Raw genomic sequence first — 17,065 nt, forward strand, 5'->3', positions numbered from 1 at the left:
TGTGAACAAAGACTGTTCTTCGGAATGTACCTCTGAATTGTCACCCGCGGTCCCGTGGGACGGCTGACAGTCCTGCCTTCCCCTGCTCCAACGCCTGGGATCGTCCCGGGGTTCCCCTGCGGGGACCCCGGCCGGGCCCCCGCAGGACAAGGGCGTGCGTCAGCCGCCGTAGACGTGCGGGGCGAGCGTGCCGACGAACGGCAGGTTGCGGTACTTCTCCGCGTAGTCGAGCCCGTAACCCACGACGAACTCGTTCGGGATGTCGAAGCCGACCCACTTCACGTCGATGGCGACCTTCGCGGCGTCGGGCTTGCGCAGCAGCGTGACGACCTCCAGGGAGGCCGGCTGGCGGGAGCCCAGGTTCGACAGCAGCCAGGACAGCGTCAGACCCGAGTCGATGATGTCCTCGACGATCAGGACGTGCTTGTCCTTGATGTCGGTGTCCAGGTCCTTCAGGATCCGCACCACGCCCGAGGACTGGGTCCCGGCGCCGTAGGACGACACCGCCATCCAGTCCATGGTGAGCGGGGTGGACAAGGCGCGCGCCAGGTCCGCCATCACCATCACGGCGCCCTTGAGGACGCCGACGATGAGCAGGTCCCTGCCCGCGTACTCCGCGTCGATCTTCGCGGCCAGCTCGGCCAGCTTCGCGTCGATCTCTTCCTTGGTGATGAGCACCGACGCCAGGTCGCTGCCCATGTCCTTCTCGTCCACCCGCATCACTTTCGTTGTCGGCCGGGACTCCGGGAGTGCCCGGAGGGCTCAGCCGTGTTTCGGCACCAATCAGCCCTGCCGGATGACAAGTCTGCCACCCTGCCGCCGGGCCTCCACCCGACCGGGCAGGTTGATGGCGCCCTGACCCCGCCATCCGGTGATGAGGCGGTCGACTTCCTCGATGTGGCGGGCGAACAGGGAGCCTGCGGGCGACCCGGCGGCGATCACGGCCCTGCGCAGCACGCGGCGGCGGACGGCCGGGGGCAGGGCGTACAGCCTGGCGCACTCGAGGCGGCCGTCCGCGTCGCGCACGGCGGCCTCGGCCTCGGCGGCCCAGGCGTCCAGGGCGTCCGCGTCGTCGCGGGACAGCTGAGCGGTCCGGGCCAGGGCCTCGACGACGCCCTTGCCCAGCGCCTTCTCGAGGGCGGGCAGCCCCTCGTGGCGGAGCCGGGAGCGGGTGTAGGCGGGGTCGATGTTGTGCGGGTCGTCCCAGACGGGGAGCGACTGGACCATGCAGGCCTTGCGGGCGGTCTGGCGGTCCACCTGGAGGAAGGGGCGGCGGTAGCGGTGGGTGCGTCCGGCGCCGCCGGGGCCTCCCGAGACCTCGGGCATCCCGGACAGGGAGCGGATGCCGGAGCCGCGGGCGAGACCGAGCAGGACGGTTTCGGCTTGATCGTCCCGGGTGTGGCCGAGCAGCACGGCCACGGCGCCGAGCCGGTCGGCGGCCTCGTCCAGGGCGGCGTAGCGGGCGTCGCGGGCGGCGGCCTCGGGTCCTCCGTCGCGGCCGACGCGCACGGCGACCGACTCGACCGGGTCGAGGCGCAGCGCGGTCATGCGGGCGACGACCTCGGCGGCGCGCAGCTCGGAGCCCGGCTGGAGGCCGTGGTCGACGGTGATGCCGCCGGCCCGGATCCCGAGCTTGGGCGCCTCGAAGGCGAGCGCGGAGGCGAGTGCCATGGAGTCGGCGCCGCCGGAGCAGGCGACGAGTACGAGCGGCGTGCCGTCCGCCGCGGCAGGGCGGTCGGCGGCGGGACGTTCGGTGAGGTCGGTCAGGACATCGTGGAGCACGCGGCGGACCGCCAGGCGTATCGCCGCGACCGCAGGATGGGGACCCATGTCCGGTTCCCTTCGGGAGGAGTTCGGATGCCTCGGGGGCCGGTGCCCGGCCCCCGCGAGATGGCGGTTGTCACTCAGAGTGCGTCGATGGTGACAGAACCGAGCCGTTCCCTGAGCATCGCACGCCCTTCCACGCCCCACGGTCCCTCGGACGGGTGACGCTTCTTCCCCCAGTGAGACATGTTTACGCCCCCCGCGTCACCCGCCTTTGCCCGGTTCGGTCCCCTTGCGGTGCACGCGCGCCACCCAGTCCGCGGGCCGGGCGATCTCGGCCTTGGTCGGCAGGGTGTTCGGGGAGGTCCACACCCGGTTGAAGCCGTCCATGCCGACCTGCTCGACGACGGCGCGGACGAACCGCTCGCCGTCGCGGTACTGGCGCAGCTTGGCGTCGAGGCCGAGCAGCTTGCGCAGGACGGCGTCGAGGCGTCCGGCGCCGCTGGCGCGGCGCTGCTGGAACTTCTCCCGGATCTCGGCGACCGAGGGCACCACCTCGGGGCCGACGCCGTCCATGACGAAGTCGGCGTGGCCTTCGAGCAGGGACATGACGGCGGTGAGCCGGCCGAGGACCTCGCGCTGCTCGGGGGTCTGGACGAGCTCGACGAGGGAGCGGCCCTCGTCTCCGCGCTCGGCCTCGGGGCGGGCGCCGGCGAAGGACTGGGCGGCCTCGCGCAGGCGCTCCAGGATGGCCGCGGGCTCCATTTCGGTGGCGGCGAGGAAGGTCTGGATCTCGCCCTCCAGGTGGTCGCGGAGCCACGGGACGGCGGTGAACTGCGTCCGGTGGGTCTCCTCGTGGAGGCAGACCCACAGCCGGAAGTCGTGCGGGTGCACGTCCAGCTCGCGTTCGACGTGGACGACGTTGGGGGCGACGAGCAGGAGCCGGCCGCCGTCCGTGCGGCCGCCCGGCAGGTCCCGCCCGACGGGGGCGAAGGTCTCGTACTGGCCGAGGACCCGGGAGGCCAGGAAGCTCAGCAGCATGCCCAGCTCCACGCCGGTGACCTTGCCGCCGACGGCGCCGAGGACGGCGCCGCCGGGCGTGCCGGCCCGGCGGTCCTGCATCTTGCCGAGCAGGGGGGCGAGGAGCTCGCGGAACCCGGCCACGTTGGCGCGGACCCAGCCGGCCCGGTCGACGACGAGGACGGGGGTGTCCGGGACGTCGGCGCCGTCACCGATCATCCGGGTGAACGTGCGGACGTGGCGCTCGGAGGTCCTGGCATGCCTGCGCAGTTCCTCCACCACCGCCCGGGCCTCGTCGCGGCTGACCTCCGGACCCGGCCGCACCAGCCGGACCGCGGTCGCGACCGCGAGGTTCCAGTCGACCATCTCGGCACCACCGATGCTCGTCATGCGTCAACGGTACGTGGACCGGCCCCTTTGCGGATCCCCTGCGGATGCACCGGGCGGGCCCGGCGGGGCCCGGCTACCGCTGGGCGGCGGCGGCCACGGCGGCGGCGAGCCTGTCGAGGCCCTTCTCCGCGGCCGGGCCGTCGGCGGCGTCCGCGGTGAGGAAGGCGAAGGCGAGCAGCCGCCCGGAGCCGTCGACGACGGTGCCGGACAGGGAGTTCACTCCGGTCAGGGTGCCCGTCTTGGCCCGTACCAGGCCGGCGGCCGGGGAGGTGCCGGCGTTGCGGGCGCGCAGGGTCCCGGTGAAGCCGGCGACGGGGAGCCCGGTGAGGACCGGACGCAGCTCCGGGTGCTGCGGGTCGGCGGCGCGGGCCAGGAGCCCGGTCAGCAGGCCGCTGCTGACCTTGTCGGCGCGGTTCAGCCCGCTGCCGTCGGCGAAGCGGGAGCCGGCGGTGTCGAGGCCCAGGGAGGCGAGGCGGGCGGTGACGGCCTTCTCGGCGCCCTCGAAGCTCGCGGGCTGTCCGGAGGCGAGGGCGGTCTGGCGGGCGAGGGCCTCGGCGATGTCGTTGTCGCTGTTGGTCAGCATGCGCTCGACCAGGCCGGCGACGGGCGTGGACAGGGTGGCGGCGAGGGGCTGGGCGCCGGCGGCGGCCTTGGCCTTCTCGGGCTCGCCGGTGACCGTGACGCCGCGTTCCCCGAGCAGGGCGGCGAAGGAGCGGGCGGCCTCCCGGGCGGGGTCCTCGACCCGGTCGACGGGCCCGGAGGCCGATTCGTCGGGGCGGCCCTCGTCGGCGGCGAGGGAGGTCACCAGGGCGATGTTCGGGTTGACGCCGATCGGGTGGCGGGCAGGGCCGGTGTAGAGGGTGTCGTCGTAGCCGAGGGCCACCGAGTCGGTACCGGCGGCCTTGAGGGCCTGGGCGGTGTCGGCGGCGAGAGCGACGAGGCTGCCGCCGGATCCGGCGGGGCTCTTCTTGCGGGCGGTGAGCGAGGGGTCGCCGCCGCCCACCAGCACGATCTGCCCGGGTCCGGCGCCGGGGACCACGGTGGTGCGGATGCGGTGCTCGGGGCCGAGGGCGGCCAGCGCCGCCGCCGCGGTGGCGATCTTGACGGTGGAGGCCGGGGTCATCGGCTCGCGCGCACCGGACTCGAAGAGGACCCGGCCGGTGCCGACGTCGACGACCGAGGCGGTGCGGGCGGGGCCGAGCGCCGGGTCGGCCAGGAGCGGCCGCAGCGCGTCGGCGAGGCCGGCGTCGCCGACCGCGGCGGTGCCGGCGGCGTTCCCGGCCCTGGGCGCGCCGCCGGGGCCGATGCCCGCGAGCACTCCGGGGGCGCTGGGCGCGGCGGGCGCCGGGGGCGCGGCGTGATCTGCGCCACCCAGCAGGCTCCAGGAGGCGGCCCTGTCCCGCTCGGCCTTACGCTGGCCGGAGTCCCATGGACCGGCAGCGGCCACCGCTGCCACCGACAGAGCCAGACCGGCGACGGTCGACCCCGCGATGAGCTGCCACGTCTTGACCAAGGGCACCTCGGACCAGCCCCTTTCGCGATCACGGATATGCGTGAGGGACACTTAACCACTGCGTCTTGCCGCGAGCATGGCACCCCACCGGCTGGGGGCACCTCCCAGCGGTAGCTCGGGGAGGCTGGGCCGGACGCGCTATCACTCGAGCAACGAAGCTGATCATGGAGGAGCAGGACGTGGAGTTCGACGTCACCATCGAGATCCCCAAGGGTTCGCGGAACAAGTACGAGGTGGACCACGAGACCGGCCGGATCCGTCTGGACCGTCGCCTGTTCACCTCCACCAGCTACCCGACGGACTACGGCTTCGTCGAGAACACCCTCGGCGAGGACGGCGACCCGCTGGACGCGCTGGTCATCCTGGACGAGCCGACCTTCCCGGGCTGCCTGATCAAGTGCCGCGCCATCGGCATGTTCCGCATGACGGACGAGGCCGGCGGCGACGACAAGCTGCTGTGCGTGCCGGCGTCCGACCCGCGCGTGGAGCACCTGCGGGACATCCACCACATCTCCGAGTTCGACCGCCTGGAGATCCAGCACTTCTTCGAGGTCTACAAGGACCTGGAGCCGGGCAAGTCGGTCGAGGGCGCCAACTGGGTCGGCCGCGCCGAGGCCGAGGCCGAGATCGAGCGCTCCTACAAGCGCCTGCAGGAGCAGGGCGGCCACTGAGCCCCCACGGCGGCCGCCACCGGGCCCGGTGAGAGCCGCCGGACCACGGTGACGGCCGCCGGGCTCCTGTGACACCACGGGCGGCACCTCCTTCCTCGAAGGGGGTGCCGCCCGCTGTCGTTTCCCGGGACGCAGCCCACTGGTTTCGCCGTGGACGAATCCGTTCCGCATACTGATACCCGGGCTGGCCGGGGACGGGAGGACGCGTGGCGGAGGCCGAGGGACCCGAGGGCGCGGAGGACCGGAAGCCGGACTCCGACGAGGCGCACAGCGCCTTCTCCCCGCCGCCCGGGACGGAACCGGAGTTCGCCGGGGACGAGCAGCCGACCTCGGAGTTCACCGTGCCCGAGGGGCTTCCCCTGCCGCAGGAGGAGCCCGCCGAGGGGTCCGCCGAGGGGTCCGCGTTCGCGCCCCCGTCCACGTACGGCGCTCAGCAGTCCCCGCCTGCGTACGCCTCCGGCGCCGGCTTCCCCGTGTCCTGGATGACGGAGTCCCCCTGGCAGGACCGGATGCGCACGATGCTGCGCATGCCGGTCGACGTGCGGCCCGTCCCCGAACCGGTGCAGAAGCCGGCCGAGACGGGGCCCGCCGTGGGCCGGGTGCTCGACCTGACCCTGCGCATCGGAGAGCTGATGCTGGCGGGCGGTGAGGGCGCCGAGGACGTGGAGGCCGCGATGTTCGCGGTGGCCCGCAGCTACGGGCTGGACCGCTGCGAGCCGACGGTCACCTTCACCATGCTGTCGATCACCCACCACCCGTCGCTCGTCGGCAACCCGGTGTCGGCGAACCGGACGGTCCGCCGCCGCGGCACCGACTACACGCGGCTGGCGGCGGTCTACCGGCTGGTGGCCGACATCAGCACGCCCGAGGTCGACGTCTCGCTGGAGGAGGCCTACCGGCGGCTCGCCGTGATCCGGCGCAACCGGCACCCGTATCCGACGTGGGTCCTCACGGCCGCCGCCGGGCTGCTCGCCGGCGCCGCCTCCATCCTGGTCGGCGGCGGCGTCATCGTCTTCTTCGCAGCCGCGATCGGGGCGATGCTCGGCGACCGGCTGGCCTGGCTGTGCGCCGGGCGCGGACTGCCGGAGTTCTACCAGTTCGTGGTCGCGGCGATGCCGCCCGCCGCGTTCGGGGTGGCGCTCAAGCTCCTGGAGATCGAGGACATCCAGGCCTCGGCCGTGATCACCGGCGGACTGTTCGCCCTGCTGCCCGGGCGGCCCCTGGTCGCGGCCGTGCAGGACGGCCTGACGGGTTTCTACATCACCGCCTCGGCCCGGCTGCTGGAGGTCATGTACCTCTTCATCGGCATCATCATGGGCGTGCTGGTCGTGCTGTACCTGGGGCTCCAGCTGGGCGCCGCACCCCGGCCGGAGGAGGTCCTCCAGATCACGCAGCGGCCGCTGATCCAGATCGCGGCGTCCATGGTTCTGGTGTTCACGTTCGCGATCCTGCTCCAGCAGGAACGTTCCACCGTGTGGATCGTGACGCTGAACGGCGGCGTCGCCTGGGCCACCTTCGGGGCCCTGCACTACGCGGGCGGCATCCCGCCCGTGCCCTCGACGGCCGTCGCCGCCGGGCTCGTCGGCCTGTTCGGCCAGCTCTTCTCCCGCTACCGCTCCGCCTCCGCCCTGCCGTACGTGACCGCCGCCATCGGCCCGCTGCTGCCGGGCTCCGCGACGTACTACGGGCTGCTGCTCATCGCCGAGAACCAGCTCAACAAGGGCCTCGGCTCGCTGACCAACGCCGCGGCCATCGCGCTCGCCATCGCGATCGGGGTCAACCTCGGGGCGGAGACCTCGCGGCTGTTCATGCGGATCCCGCAGGCCGCGAGCGCCGCCCGCCGCCGCGCCGCGGCGAAGCGGACCCGCGGCTTCTGACATCGGCCGGCGGCGTACGGCGCCGCCTGCGGGCCTGAGGGAACACGGCTGCGCCCCGGTGGGACCGTCGGGTCCTCCGGGGCGCAGGAGAGTCGTCCGCGGGCCGCGGAAGGGCTGTTACCGCTTGGCGTGGCGGCGGCGCTCGCCGGCGGCGGGCGCGGCCGCCGGGCCGCCGGCCGCCGGGCCGCCGGCCGCCTTGGCCTCCTTGCGGGCCTTGAGCACCTCGAAGACCACCGGGATCAGGGAGAGCAGCACGATCCCGACGAGGATCGCCTCGATGTTGGTCTTGATGAAATCGATCTGGCCGAGCCAGAAGCCGGCGACCGTGATGCCGGTGCCCCAGGCGACGCCGCCGATCACGTTGTACGTCAGGAAGGTGCGGTACTGCATCGAGCCGGCGCCCGCGACCATCGGCGCGAAGGTGCGGATGATCGGCACGAAGCGGGCGAGCACGATGGCCTTCGGGCCGTGCTTCTCCATGAACTCGTGCGCCTTGTCCAGGTTCTCCCGCTTGAAGAGCTTGGAGTTCGGCCGGTTGAAGAGCTTCGGGCCGAAGAACTTTCCGATCATGTAGCCGACCTGGTCGCCCAGGATCGCGGCGGCCGTGATCAGGGTGCACACCAGCCACAGCGGCTGCTTGATGTATTCGCCGTTGGCGACGAGCAGGCCCGCCGTGAAGAGCAGGGAGTCGCCGGGCAGGAAAGCGAACAGGCCCGATTCGGCGAAGACGATGACCAGGATGCCGATCAGCCCGAAGTGGGAGATCAAATAGTCCGGGGACATCCACTCAGGGGCGAGCGCAAGCGTGTACACGGGTGCGGGTATCTCCAGGATCGGGTGCGTCCGCGCGGGCGGGGATGCGGCGGACTGGGGGGAGTGTCTCAATTTTCAACGGATACGGCCACCTCCGGGTTCCAGGTCCCCGGAGGCGGCCGTACGCCTCATGTCCCCCTGCCGCGCCGCGGCTGCGCCACGACTACGCCACGGTTACGCCCTGCGTGCCGCGTTGGCGAGGATGGCGTCCCTCAGGAACACCGCCAGCCCGGTCCGCACGGCGTCGTAGAAGGCCGTGAACCGCTCGTCGGAGACGTACATCTCGCCGAGGCAGGTGTGCATCTCGTACGGGCAGGTGTAGTGGTTCCGCTCGATCCAGGCGCGGTGTTCCTCGGCGAGGTCCATGGCCTCCCCGGAGTCGGCGGCCGCCCCCGAGTCCAGCAGTGCGGCCAGACGCCGGTGCAGGTCGTCCCCCTCGGCCTGGATCCGCAGCCAGTCCTCCTTGGTGTAGGAGGCAGCCCGGCGCGCGGACTCCTTGTACGCGTCGGTGTGGCCCCAGCGCTGCTCGGCCTCCTCGGCGTACCGGTCGGGGTCGTCGTCTCCGAAGACCTCGAACTTCTCCTCGGGCGTGAGGTTGATGCCCATCTTCCTCGCCTCCATGGCGTGCTCCACGGCCTTGGCCATCTGCTGGAGCCGGGCGATCCGGTCGGACAGGAGGGTGTGCTGCCGGCGCAGGTGCTCCCTCGGGTCCGCGTCCGGGTCGTCCAGCAGGACCGCGACCTCGTCGAGGGGGAAGCCGAGCTCCCGGTAGAACAGGATCTGCTGCAGCCGGTCCATGTCGGCGTCGTCGTACCGCCGGTGGCCCGCGTGGCTGCGGCTGCTCGGGGAGAGCAGGCCGATCTCGTCGTAGTGGTGCAGCGTGCGCACCGTGACTCCGGCGAATCCGGCGACCTGGCCCACGGAGTAGCTCATGCTTCCGCCCTTCTCTCGTACGCCCCCGACTCTCCCGCCTCACGCCGCGTGAGGTGCAAGCCCTTGCCGTCCCCTGCCGTCCGGGGCCGTGGCGGACGCTACGCCGGCGGCCAGGTACCGCCCTGCGCCAGGGCCACCAGCTCGAAGGCGGTCTTCCCGTCCAGGGACTCCCGGATGATGTCGGCGTGCCCCGCGTGCCGGGCGTGCTCCTCGACCAGGTGGAGCATCAGCCAGCGCATCGAGACCCGCGTGTCCTTGGGGAACCAGGGCACCTCGGGCAGCGGGAAGGTGTCGTCCAGGCTGGGCACCTCGCGGATGAACTTCTCCAGCTCGGCCGCGACCGCGTCCCAGAAGGCGAGCACCTCGGGGAGGGTCTCGTCCCCGACGAGCCGGAAGCTGTCGCCCCAGGTCTCCTCGTTGCGCTGCCGCTCGTTGGGCTGCTGCTGCGCCATCCGCAGCCAGTTCAGCTCCACCTCGGCGGCGTGCTTGAGCAGACCCGACAGGGACAGCCCGCTCGCGCTGGGACGGCTCGCCGCCTGCTCCTCCGTGAGGCCGTGCGCCGCGCGGCGCAGCGCGCCGCGCTGGGCGTCGACGTAGGACACGAGCGCGCTGCGCTCGTCGCCGGGAGCCTCTGCGGGTACGAACGTGGGCATGGGGACCTCCGCGTTTTCCGGGTGCCGTGTGTGTCGTTCCGACACCCACCACGCTACGGATCAATGAGGTCAGGGACTGTCCTAAACGCGCAATGGATCGCTCAGGGCGCGCCGTTGTCCGGGCGGACCGCCGGGAGCTCGGTCATCGGCTTGGGCAGGAGGGCCTTGGACAGGTCCTGGGCGCCCTTCTCGTCGAGCCCGTACATCGCCTCGTAGATCTTGCGGACGGCCGGTCCGGAGGCGCCGGAGCCGGTGCCGCCCTGGGAGATCGTCATCACGATCGCGTAGTCCTCGGTGTACGAGGCGAACCAGGAGGTGGTCTGCTTGCCCTGGACCTCGGCGGTGCCCGTCTTGGCGTGCATCGGGATCTGCTTCTGCGGCCAGCCGCCGAACCGCCAGGCGGCGCTGCCGGAGGTGACCACCGAGGCGAGGGCCCGGTCGATGTCGTCGCGCAGTTCGGCGTCCATCGGCAGGCGGGCCTGCTCCTTCGGGGCGATCTCCTTGACCGAGGTGCCGTCGGGGCTGACGATCGCCTTGCCGATGGTGGGCTGGTGCAGGGTGCCGCCGTTGGCGATGGCCGCGTAGACGGAGGCCATCTGGATCGGGGTGACGAGGGTGTCGCCCTGGCCGATGGAGTAGTTGATGGCGTCGCCCTCGCGCAGCTGGTTGCCCTGGCGGCAGTTCTCGTACGCGATCTTCTCGGCGAAGCTGCCGTCCTTCTTGCCGTCCCGGCACCAGGCGGCCTTGTTGGCCTCGAAGAAGTCCTTCTTCCACTGGCGGTCGGGGACCCGGCCGGCGACCTCGTTGGGCAGGTCGACGCCGGTCGGCTTGCCGAGGCCGAACTCGTGGGCCGTCTTCAGGAACCAGTCCTTGGGGTCCTTAGTCGGGTTGATCCCGCCGTCCTTCTTCCACTCCCTGTCGGCGAGGGCGTAGTAGACCGTGTCGCAGGAGACCTCCAGGGCGCGGCCGAGGTTGATGTCGCCGTAGCCCTGGGACTCGAAGTTGGTGAAGGTCTGCCCTCCGACGGAGTAGGAGCTGGGGCAGGGGTAGCGGCCGTCGAAGGGGTAGCCCGCGTTGACCGCGGCCGTCGAGGAGACGACCTTGAAGATCGAGCCGGGGGCGGCCTGGCCCTGGATCGCCCGGTTGAGCAGCGGGTAGTTGGAGTCCTTCGCGGTGAGGGAGGCGTAGTCCTTGGCGGAGATCCCGCCGACCCACATCCCCGGGTCGTACGTCGGGCTGGAGGCCATCGCGACGATCCGGCCGGTCTTGGACTCCATGACGACGACGGCGCCCGAGTCGGCCTCGTAGTTCCGGCGCGTGTTCTTGTCGTACGTCTTGCGGGCCTCGGCCATCGCGTAGGCCAGCTCGCGCTCGGCGACGGCCTGCACGCGCGAGTCGATCGAGGTGACGACGTTGGAGCCGGCGGTGGGCTTGTCGGCCTGGGCCAGCCCGATGACCCGGCCGAGGTTGTCGACCTCGTAGCGGGTGACGCCCGCCTTGCCGCGCAGCTCCTTGTCGTACGTGCGCTCCAGGCCGGAGCGGCCCACCTGGTCGGAGCGCAGGTACGGGGAGTCGGTCTTCTTCGCCTTGGCGATCTCCGCGTCGGTGACGGGCGAGAGGTAGCCCAGCACCTGGGAGGTGTTGGCCTGGTCCGGGGCGGGGTAGCGGCGCAGGGCGGTGGGCTCGGCGGTGATGCCGGGGAACCGCTCGGCGTGCTCCCGTATCTCCAGGACCTGGTCGGTGGTCGCCTCGGCGGTGATGGGTATCGGCTGGTACGGCGAACCGTTCCAGCAGGGCTTGGGGGTCTTGGCGTCACAGAGCCGGACGCTGTTGACGACGTTCTCCGGCGGCATGCCGAGGACGCCCGCGAGGCGGGTGAGGACGTCCTTGCCCCTGTCCTTCATCTTGCTCAGCTCGGTGCGGCTGGCGGAGACCACCATGCGGGTCTCGTTGTCGGCGAGGGGGACCCCGCGGGCGTCGAGGATCGAGCCGCGCACGGCGGGCTGGACGACCTGCTGGACGTGGTTGTTCTTCGCCTCGTCCGTGTACTCCTGGCCGTTGCGGATCTGGAGGTACCACAGGCGGCCGCCGAGGGTGAGCAGCAGCGAGAAGACGACCACCTGGATGACCACCAGGCGGTTCTGGACCCGGGGCGTCCGCCCCGTCTCCGGAATGTTGCTCAACTCGAAACTCCCCCGAAGCGCTGCCCGCCGCCCACCCGGCCGGGTCCCGGTCCCGCCGAGTCTAGAGCGGGCCGCTCTCAGAGCGGGAAGGTGCTCCTGCCGTGCTGGACCGAGATCCACTTCTGGGTGGTGAAGGCCTCGACCGTGGCCTCGCCGTTGAGCCGGCCGAGCCCGGAGGCCTTCTCCCCGCCGAACGCGGCCAGCGGCTCGTCGCCGATGGTGGAGTCGTTGACGTGGATCATCCCGGTCTCGATGCGCTGGGCGAAGCGGACGCCGCGCTCGACGTCCCGGGTGTGGACGGCGCCGGAGAGCCCGTACGGGGTCGCGTTGGCCAGGGCCACGGCTTCCTCCTCCCCGTCGAAGACCATCAGCAGGGCGACGGGGCCGAAGATCTCCTGTCCGAGCAGCGGGGAGTCCTCGGGGATCCCGGTCAGCACGGTGGGTTCGACCAGGTTGCCGCGCGTGGCACCGCGTACGAGGGCGCGGGCGCCGGATTCCACGGCGCGGTCCACGAGGGCGGTGAGCGCCTCGGCCTGGAAGGAGTTGATCAGGGGGCCGATGTGGGTGTCGGCCTCGCGGGGGTCGCCGGTCTTCAGGCCCCGCACCCGGGCGGTGAACTTCTCGGTGAACTCCTCGGCGACGGAGGCGTCGACCAGGATCCGGTTGGCGGCCATGCAGACCTGGCCCTGATAGACGAAGCGGCTGAAGACGGCCGCGTCGACGGCGTAGTCGATGTCCGCGTCGTCGAGGACGACCAGGGCGCTGTTGCCGCTGAGCTCCAGGACGGTCCGCTTGAAGTGGCGGGCGGCGACCGCGCCGACGTGCCGGCCGACGCGGTCGGAGCCGGCGAAGGAGATCACCTTGGGCACCGGGTGGGTCAGGAGGGCGTCGCCGATCTCGGCGATGTCGGTGACCAGCACGCTGAGGAGGCCGGGCGGCAGACCGGCGTCCTCGAAGAGCTTCGCGATGACCCCGCCGCCGATCACGGGTGCGTTCTGGTTCGGCTTGACCACGACGGCGTTGCCCAGGGCCAGGGCGGGGGCGACGGACTTCAGGGTGACCAGGAAGGGGAAGTTGAAGGGGCTGATCACGGTGACGACCCCGACGGGGAGCCGCTGGACGCGGCTCTCCTTGCCCTCGACCGGCGAGATCAGGATCCGGCCCTCGGGGCGGACGGCCAGCTGCATGGCCTCGCGGACGAACTCCTTGGCGAGGTGGATCTCGTACTCGGCCTTGGAGCGGGTGCCGCCGAGCTCGTCGATCATCGCCTCGACGAGTTCCTTCTCGCGCTCCTCCGTGATCCGCAGGACGCGCTCCAGGACGGCCCGTCTGACGTACGGGCTGGTGGCGGCCCAGTCTCTCTGTGCGCGCTCGGCGGCGCGGTAGGCCTGGTCCACCTGCTCGACGGTGGCCACGGTGATGGCCGCGAGCTTCTCCCCGTTGTACGGGTTGACGTCGATGATGTCCCACGAACCGGTGCCGGCCTGCCATGTGCCGTCGATGTACTGGTGAGCCAGGTCGTCGAATATGGACATGCCATCCCTTACTGCCAGCGCGCACCCGTGCGCTGCACCGTCAGACCGATCGGTCATGCACTGATCAGACGTCATACTACGTGCGAATCAAGACAGTTGGAGGAGCCCGCGCAGGAGATCACGGGTCTGGCCGGGGTCGGGGCAGTCCTCCTGGAGCCGGGTCATCGCCCGCTCGTACTGCGCGACCTCCTCCTCTTTGTCGAGGTAGAGCGCGCTGGTGAGCTGCTCCAGGTAGACGATGTCCTGGAGGTCGGACTCGGGGAAGCGCAGCAGGGTGAAGGCGCCGCTCTCGCCGGAGTGGCCGCCGAAGGAGAACGGCATCACCTGGAGCTGCACGTTGGGCCGCTGGGAGACCTCTATGAGGTGCTCCAGCTGGCCGCGCATGACGTCGCGGCCCCCGTACGGGCGGCGCAGGGCGGCCTCGTCCAGGACGGCGTGGAAGACCGGGGCGCTCTCGGAGACGAGCACCTTCTGGCGCTCCAGGCGCAGCGCGACGCGGCGGTCGATCTCGGCCTGGGAGGCGCCGGGCATGCCGCGGCTGACGACGGCCTGGGCGTACGCCTCGGTCTGCAACAGGCCGTGGATGAACTGGACTTCGTAGATCCGGATGAGCGAGGCGGCGCCCTCCAGGCCGATGTAGGTCTGGAACCAGCCGGGCAGCACGTCACCGTAACTGTGCCACCATCCGGCCGCGTTGGCCTCGCGGACGAGACCGAGGAGCGACTCGCGCTCCGCGCCGTCCGTGACCCCGTAGAGCGTGAGGAGGTCCTCGACGTCTCGTGCCTTGAAACTCACCCTTCCCAACTCCAAGCGGCTGATCTTCGATTCGGATGCGCGGATCGAGTAGCCGGCCGCCTCACGGGTGATGCCCCGGGATTCTCGGAGTCGCCTGAGCTGTGAGCCCAGGAGGATGCGGCGCACCACGGAACCGCCTGCTTCTGCGGTCACTGTCCTGCCCTCCCCATCGCCATGGATACGCGTGGTCTGCGCGTGTGCTGCGTCGCTGGGCCCCCGAACCCCAGGCCACGCAGTCTGCCACCAAAACGCATCGGCCCGTACTCGTTCTGTAACGGAATCCGTTCCACCGTAAAAGAAGTCCGTAAGCGTGCGTAGGAAGAAATGAGCAAGAACCATCACGGGAGGGGACGGGTCGGGCGCGTGCACGTGCATCTGCCCTTGCATCCAGCTCCTGCATTCGGAACGATGGTGCCGCGCACCTGCGTGCTCTTCGCGCCGGCGCCGGACCCACCCCGCAGTTCTTTCTGGACGCAAGCCGCCGCCACGTCCGCGAATCCCGGGAGTGCCTCGCATGGGGACGAATGGATCGACCGTGCTCGAGCCGTTACGGCAGGGGCTGCCCCCGGTCGACCCCACGGCTGTGTCCGGGTCCGCCTCCTGCTCCTTGCCCGCCCGCTTCGAAGCGGTCCGCGGAGCCCGTTCGTTCACCCGGTCGACCCTGTCCCAGTGGGGCCTCGACGACCGCTTCGACGACGTGGCCCTGGTCGTCTCCGAACTGGTCACCAACGCGCTTCGGCACGCCCTGCCCGGGGATCCGCGGCCGGCGGCGGCCGCGAGCGGCGAGCCGGAGGCGGCCGTGCGGCTGCACCTGATGCGGTGGAGCTCGCGGCTGGTGTGCGCGGTGCGCGACCCCAGTGAGGACCGGCCGGGCGGATCGTTCGAACCGGAGCACACCCGGAAGAACTGCGACCTGGAGTCCGGGCGCGGGCTGTTCCTGGTGGACGCCTACAGCGACAGCTGGGGCTGGCACCCCCTCGCGGGGCGGCTGACCGGCAAGGTCGTGTGGGCGCTGTTCATGCTCCCCGGCTGACCGCCGGCGGCGGCGCGGGAGCCGGAACGGGTCCGGGGAACGGGTCCGGGGAACGGGAACAGAGCCCGGGAACAGAGCCCGGGAAGGGGAACGGGGCACGTAAACGGCACAGCCGGCCGGAATCGATCATGCCGATCGGTTCCGGCCGGTGCACGTGCACGGCTTGATCGGTGGCACGGTTCCTGGGTGGTACGAGTCCGCTCCCGAGTCCGCCCCTCAGCCGATCAGGTGGTCGAACTCGCCGTCCTTGACGCCCAACAGCAGCGCCTCGATCTCGGCCGGCGTGTAGACGAGTGCCGGACCGTCGGGAAAACGGGAATTGCGCACGGCGACAGCGCCACCCGGCAGCTTGGCGAACTCCACACAGGACCCTTGCGAGTTGCTGTGTCTGCTCTTCTGCCAGGTCACGCCGACGAGTTCTGCAGCTGCCATCCCGTTGTACGCGTGGTCCACAGGAAGCCCCCGATAGTGCAGATGTCAACTCCACCGGATCATAGCCGTGTTCACCGGTAGCTGCATGGGCAGATGCACGTGCACGCGGAGGGTGCTCCCTTGATCACGTTCTGGGGCTACCGGGGGAGCGAACGGTCCGGCCGCTGCCTGCCGTTGCCCATGTGCGCCCGGTCGGCGGCGGCCGTGCCGTCGTTCCAGCCCGCCAGGTCCGTGGCCCCCCGCAGGCGGGTGGTCGTGGTGCGGGGGAACATCTCGTCCGCGCGGGCGGTGACGGCGACGTCGCGGGCCACCAGGGCGGGCAGGTTGTCCGGGGCCTGCGCCGCGGTGTGCTCGGCGGTCTCGGCGAGCCGGCGGCCGAGGCGGCTGGCGTAGGCGAGCAGGAACGACTGCCGGAACGTTTTTGTCCGCTTGCGCCCGCCGGCGCGCTGTTCGGCCTCGGCGCGGGTCATGGCGGCCGTGCCCTGGACGAGCAGCGAGGTGTACAGCAGCTCCACCGCCTCCAGGTCGCTCTCGAAGCCCACCACCGTGGAGAACTCGAAGGCGCCGTTCCACACCGCCCGGCACCGGTTCGCGGTGGCCACCGCGTCCAGCAGCACCGCCTTGGCCTCCTCGTACGGCGGCTCGACCCCGATCCGGCACGCCGCGGGCGTCCGGGCGGGCCCCTTGCCTCCGGCCGCGAGCAGCGCCTCGTCGACGGTGTGCCGGGCCATCAGCTCCTGGGCCTTGGCGCTGAGCGCCTCCGCCTCCTCCGGGTACGTGGTCGCCTCCGCCTTCGCGAGCAGGGCGCGAATACGGCCGAGCATGCGCGGCTCGATGTGCGCGTGCTCCAGGGCGTCGGCGGCCGCGTCACCGGGAAGCGGGCCCACCGGCTCGATGGACGGCAGCCGGATCAGCAGGCGGAACACCTCCAGGAAGGCCGTCGCCAGCGCGAACCGGTCCGTCCTCTCCCGCTGCGCGAGCCGCTCCCCGTAGCGGGTGTCGTCCGTCCACCACGCCTCGGCGTCCGTCCACCGCTCGGGCAGTCGGGCATAGCGCCGCGCCTCGCCCGCGATCAGGTCCCCGGTGATCCGCAGGTGCCGCTCGCCGAGATCCCGGCGCACCAGCCGCAGCACGTCCGCGGGGCGCCAGCCGCGCTCCCAGGCCTGCCGTGCGTACGCCTCCCCGCGCGCCAGCAGCTCCCGCCCGGCATCGGCCCAGCGGCCGGGATCGGCGGCGAGCAACGAGGCCCCCGTATCCAGCCCGGCATCGTCCTGACCGTAGAGCGCGGCCTCACAGGCCCGATCAACAACATCCCTCACCCCCTCAGCCTCCCACGCCCGCCACCACCGCAACTCCAGCCCCGCGATTCCAGCCGCCGACGCCGGAAGACGGCGGCCCGGCAAACCCAGCCCCGCCGCCGTTTGACGTGCGGGGTCCGGGGGCTGTCTCTTAT

13 protein-coding genes and 2 pseudogenes are annotated in these 17,065 nt (G+C 71.6%); 3 read left to right on the top strand and 12 right to left on the bottom strand.

Annotated elements, in window-relative coordinates; translation table 11 throughout:
• Positions 1-159: 159 nt before the first annotated feature.
• The 4 genes from hpt to dacB all read right to left on the bottom strand — a co-directional run bounded on the left by hpt (position 160) and on the right by dacB (position 4,693).
• Entirely contained in the window at positions 160-720 is a 561-nt protein-coding gene (gene hpt / locus HYE82_RS11935; RefSeq protein ID WP_179173972.1) for a hypoxanthine phosphoribosyltransferase, read from the bottom strand.
• Between the two features lie 63 nt (positions 721-783).
• Positions 784-1,830: a tRNA lysidine(34) synthetase TilS gene (gene tilS / locus HYE82_RS11940; protein WP_179173973.1), complete on the bottom strand. Its 1,047-nt coding sequence runs from the start codon at positions 1,828-1,830 to the stop codon at positions 784-786.
• A gap of 198 nt (positions 1,831-2,028) precedes the next feature.
• Complete coding sequence (locus HYE82_RS11945; protein ID WP_179173974.1) at positions 2,029-3,174, bottom strand: zinc-dependent metalloprotease; 1,146 nt, start codon at positions 3,172-3,174, stop codon at positions 2,029-2,031.
• 73 nt (positions 3,175-3,247) lie between these two features.
• Entirely contained in the window at positions 3,248-4,693 is a 1,446-nt protein-coding gene (gene dacB, locus HYE82_RS11950) for a D-alanyl-D-alanine carboxypeptidase/D-alanyl-D-alanine-endopeptidase (protein ID WP_309144286.1), read from the bottom strand.
• Between the two features lie 173 nt (positions 4,694-4,866).
• Between dacB and HYE82_RS11955 the strand changes: the two genes are divergently transcribed.
• Positions 4,867-5,358 carry an inorganic diphosphatase gene (locus HYE82_RS11955; protein ID WP_179173985.1) on the top strand — a complete coding sequence of 164 codons (492 nt, stop codon included), beginning with the start codon at positions 4,867-4,869 and terminating at the stop codon, positions 5,356-5,358.
• A gap of 206 nt (positions 5,359-5,564) precedes the next feature.
• Entirely contained in the window at positions 5,565-7,235 is a 1,671-nt protein-coding gene (locus HYE82_RS11960; RefSeq protein ID WP_179173976.1) for a threonine/serine exporter ThrE family protein, read from the top strand.
• A gap of 147 nt (positions 7,236-7,382) precedes the next feature.
• On the opposite strand, the pseudogene HYE82_RS11965 reads toward HYE82_RS11960, so the two are convergent.
• The 6 genes and pseudogenes from HYE82_RS11965 to HYE82_RS11990 all read right to left on the bottom strand — a co-directional run.
• Positions 7,383-8,048: pseudogene (locus tag HYE82_RS11965) on the bottom strand (VTT domain-containing protein); the annotation flags it as partial.
• A gap of 174 nt (positions 8,049-8,222) precedes the next feature.
• Positions 8,223-8,981 carry a MerR family transcriptional regulator gene (locus HYE82_RS11970; RefSeq protein ID WP_179173977.1) on the bottom strand — a complete coding sequence of 253 codons (759 nt, stop codon included), beginning with the start codon at positions 8,979-8,981 and terminating at the stop codon, positions 8,223-8,225.
• A gap of 98 nt (positions 8,982-9,079) precedes the next feature.
• A complete protein-coding gene (locus HYE82_RS11975; protein ID WP_179173978.1) occupies positions 9,080-9,634 on the bottom strand; it encodes a DinB family protein in 555 nt (184 codons plus the stop codon).
• Positions 9,635-9,750: 116 nt separating this feature from the next.
• Positions 9,751-11,817: pseudogene (mrdA, locus tag HYE82_RS11980) on the bottom strand (penicillin-binding protein 2); the annotation flags it as partial.
• A 77-nt stretch (positions 11,818-11,894) separates the two neighbouring features.
• On the bottom strand, positions 11,895-13,352 hold the full coding sequence (locus HYE82_RS11985; protein ID WP_179173980.1) for an aldehyde dehydrogenase family protein: 1,458 nt from the start codon (positions 13,350-13,352) through the stop codon (positions 11,895-11,897).
• Positions 13,353-13,439: 87 nt separating this feature from the next.
• Positions 13,440-14,273 (bottom strand): helix-turn-helix transcriptional regulator, encoded by an 834-nt coding sequence (locus HYE82_RS11990; protein WP_179173987.1) that lies wholly within the window; start codon positions 14,271-14,273, stop codon positions 13,440-13,442.
• 388 nt (positions 14,274-14,661) lie between these two features.
• Here HYE82_RS11990 and HYE82_RS11995 point away from each other — a divergent pair, with 388 nt between their 5' ends.
• Positions 14,662-15,180 (top strand): ATP-binding protein, encoded by a 519-nt coding sequence (locus HYE82_RS11995; protein WP_179173981.1) that lies wholly within the window; start codon positions 14,662-14,664, stop codon positions 15,178-15,180.
• Positions 15,181-15,396: 216 nt separating this feature from the next.
• On the opposite strand, the gene HYE82_RS12000 is transcribed toward HYE82_RS11995, so the two are convergent.
• Together HYE82_RS12000 and HYE82_RS12005 are read right to left on the bottom strand one after the other, a co-directional pair.
• Positions 15,397-15,633, bottom strand: coding sequence for a DUF397 domain-containing protein (locus HYE82_RS12000; protein ID WP_179173982.1), 237 nt, complete (start codon positions 15,631-15,633; stop codon positions 15,397-15,399).
• Positions 15,634-15,749: 116 nt separating this feature from the next.
• Entirely contained in the window at positions 15,750-16,931 is a 1,182-nt protein-coding gene (locus HYE82_RS12005) for a DUF2786 domain-containing protein (protein ID WP_179173983.1), read from the bottom strand.
• Between the last annotated feature and the right edge of the window lie 134 nt (positions 16,932-17,065).

The sequence above is a fragment of the Streptomyces sp. BR123 genome, from assembly GCF_013401435.1.
GTDB lineage: Bacteria > Actinomycetota > Actinomycetes > Streptomycetales > Streptomycetaceae > Streptomyces.

What these genes read in the sequence shown, in the direction of transcription:
- HYE82_RS11995 (WP_179173981.1), top strand. Translation starts at nt 14,662, where the DNA reads ATGGGGACGAATGGATCGACCGTGCTCGAGCCGTTACGGCAGGGGCTG.
- tilS (WP_179173973.1), bottom strand. Translation starts at nt 1,830, where the DNA reads ATGGGTCCCCATCCTGCGGTCGCGGCGATACGCCTGGCGGTCCGCCGC.
- HYE82_RS11970 (WP_179173977.1), bottom strand. Translation starts at nt 8,981, where the DNA reads ATGAGCTACTCCGTGGGCCAGGTCGCCGGATTCGCCGGAGTCACGGTG.
- hpt (WP_179173972.1), bottom strand. Translation starts at nt 720, where the DNA reads ATGCGGGTGGACGAGAAGGACATGGGCAGCGACCTGGCGTCGGTGCTC.
- HYE82_RS11975 (WP_179173978.1), bottom strand. Translation starts at nt 9,634, where the DNA reads ATGCCCACGTTCGTACCCGCAGAGGCTCCCGGCGACGAGCGCAGCGCG.
- HYE82_RS11985 (WP_179173980.1), bottom strand. Translation starts at nt 13,352, where the DNA reads ATGTCCATATTCGACGACCTGGCTCACCAGTACATCGACGGCACATGG.
- HYE82_RS11945 (WP_179173974.1), bottom strand. Translation starts at nt 3,174, where the DNA reads ATGACGAGCATCGGTGGTGCCGAGATGGTCGACTGGAACCTCGCGGTC.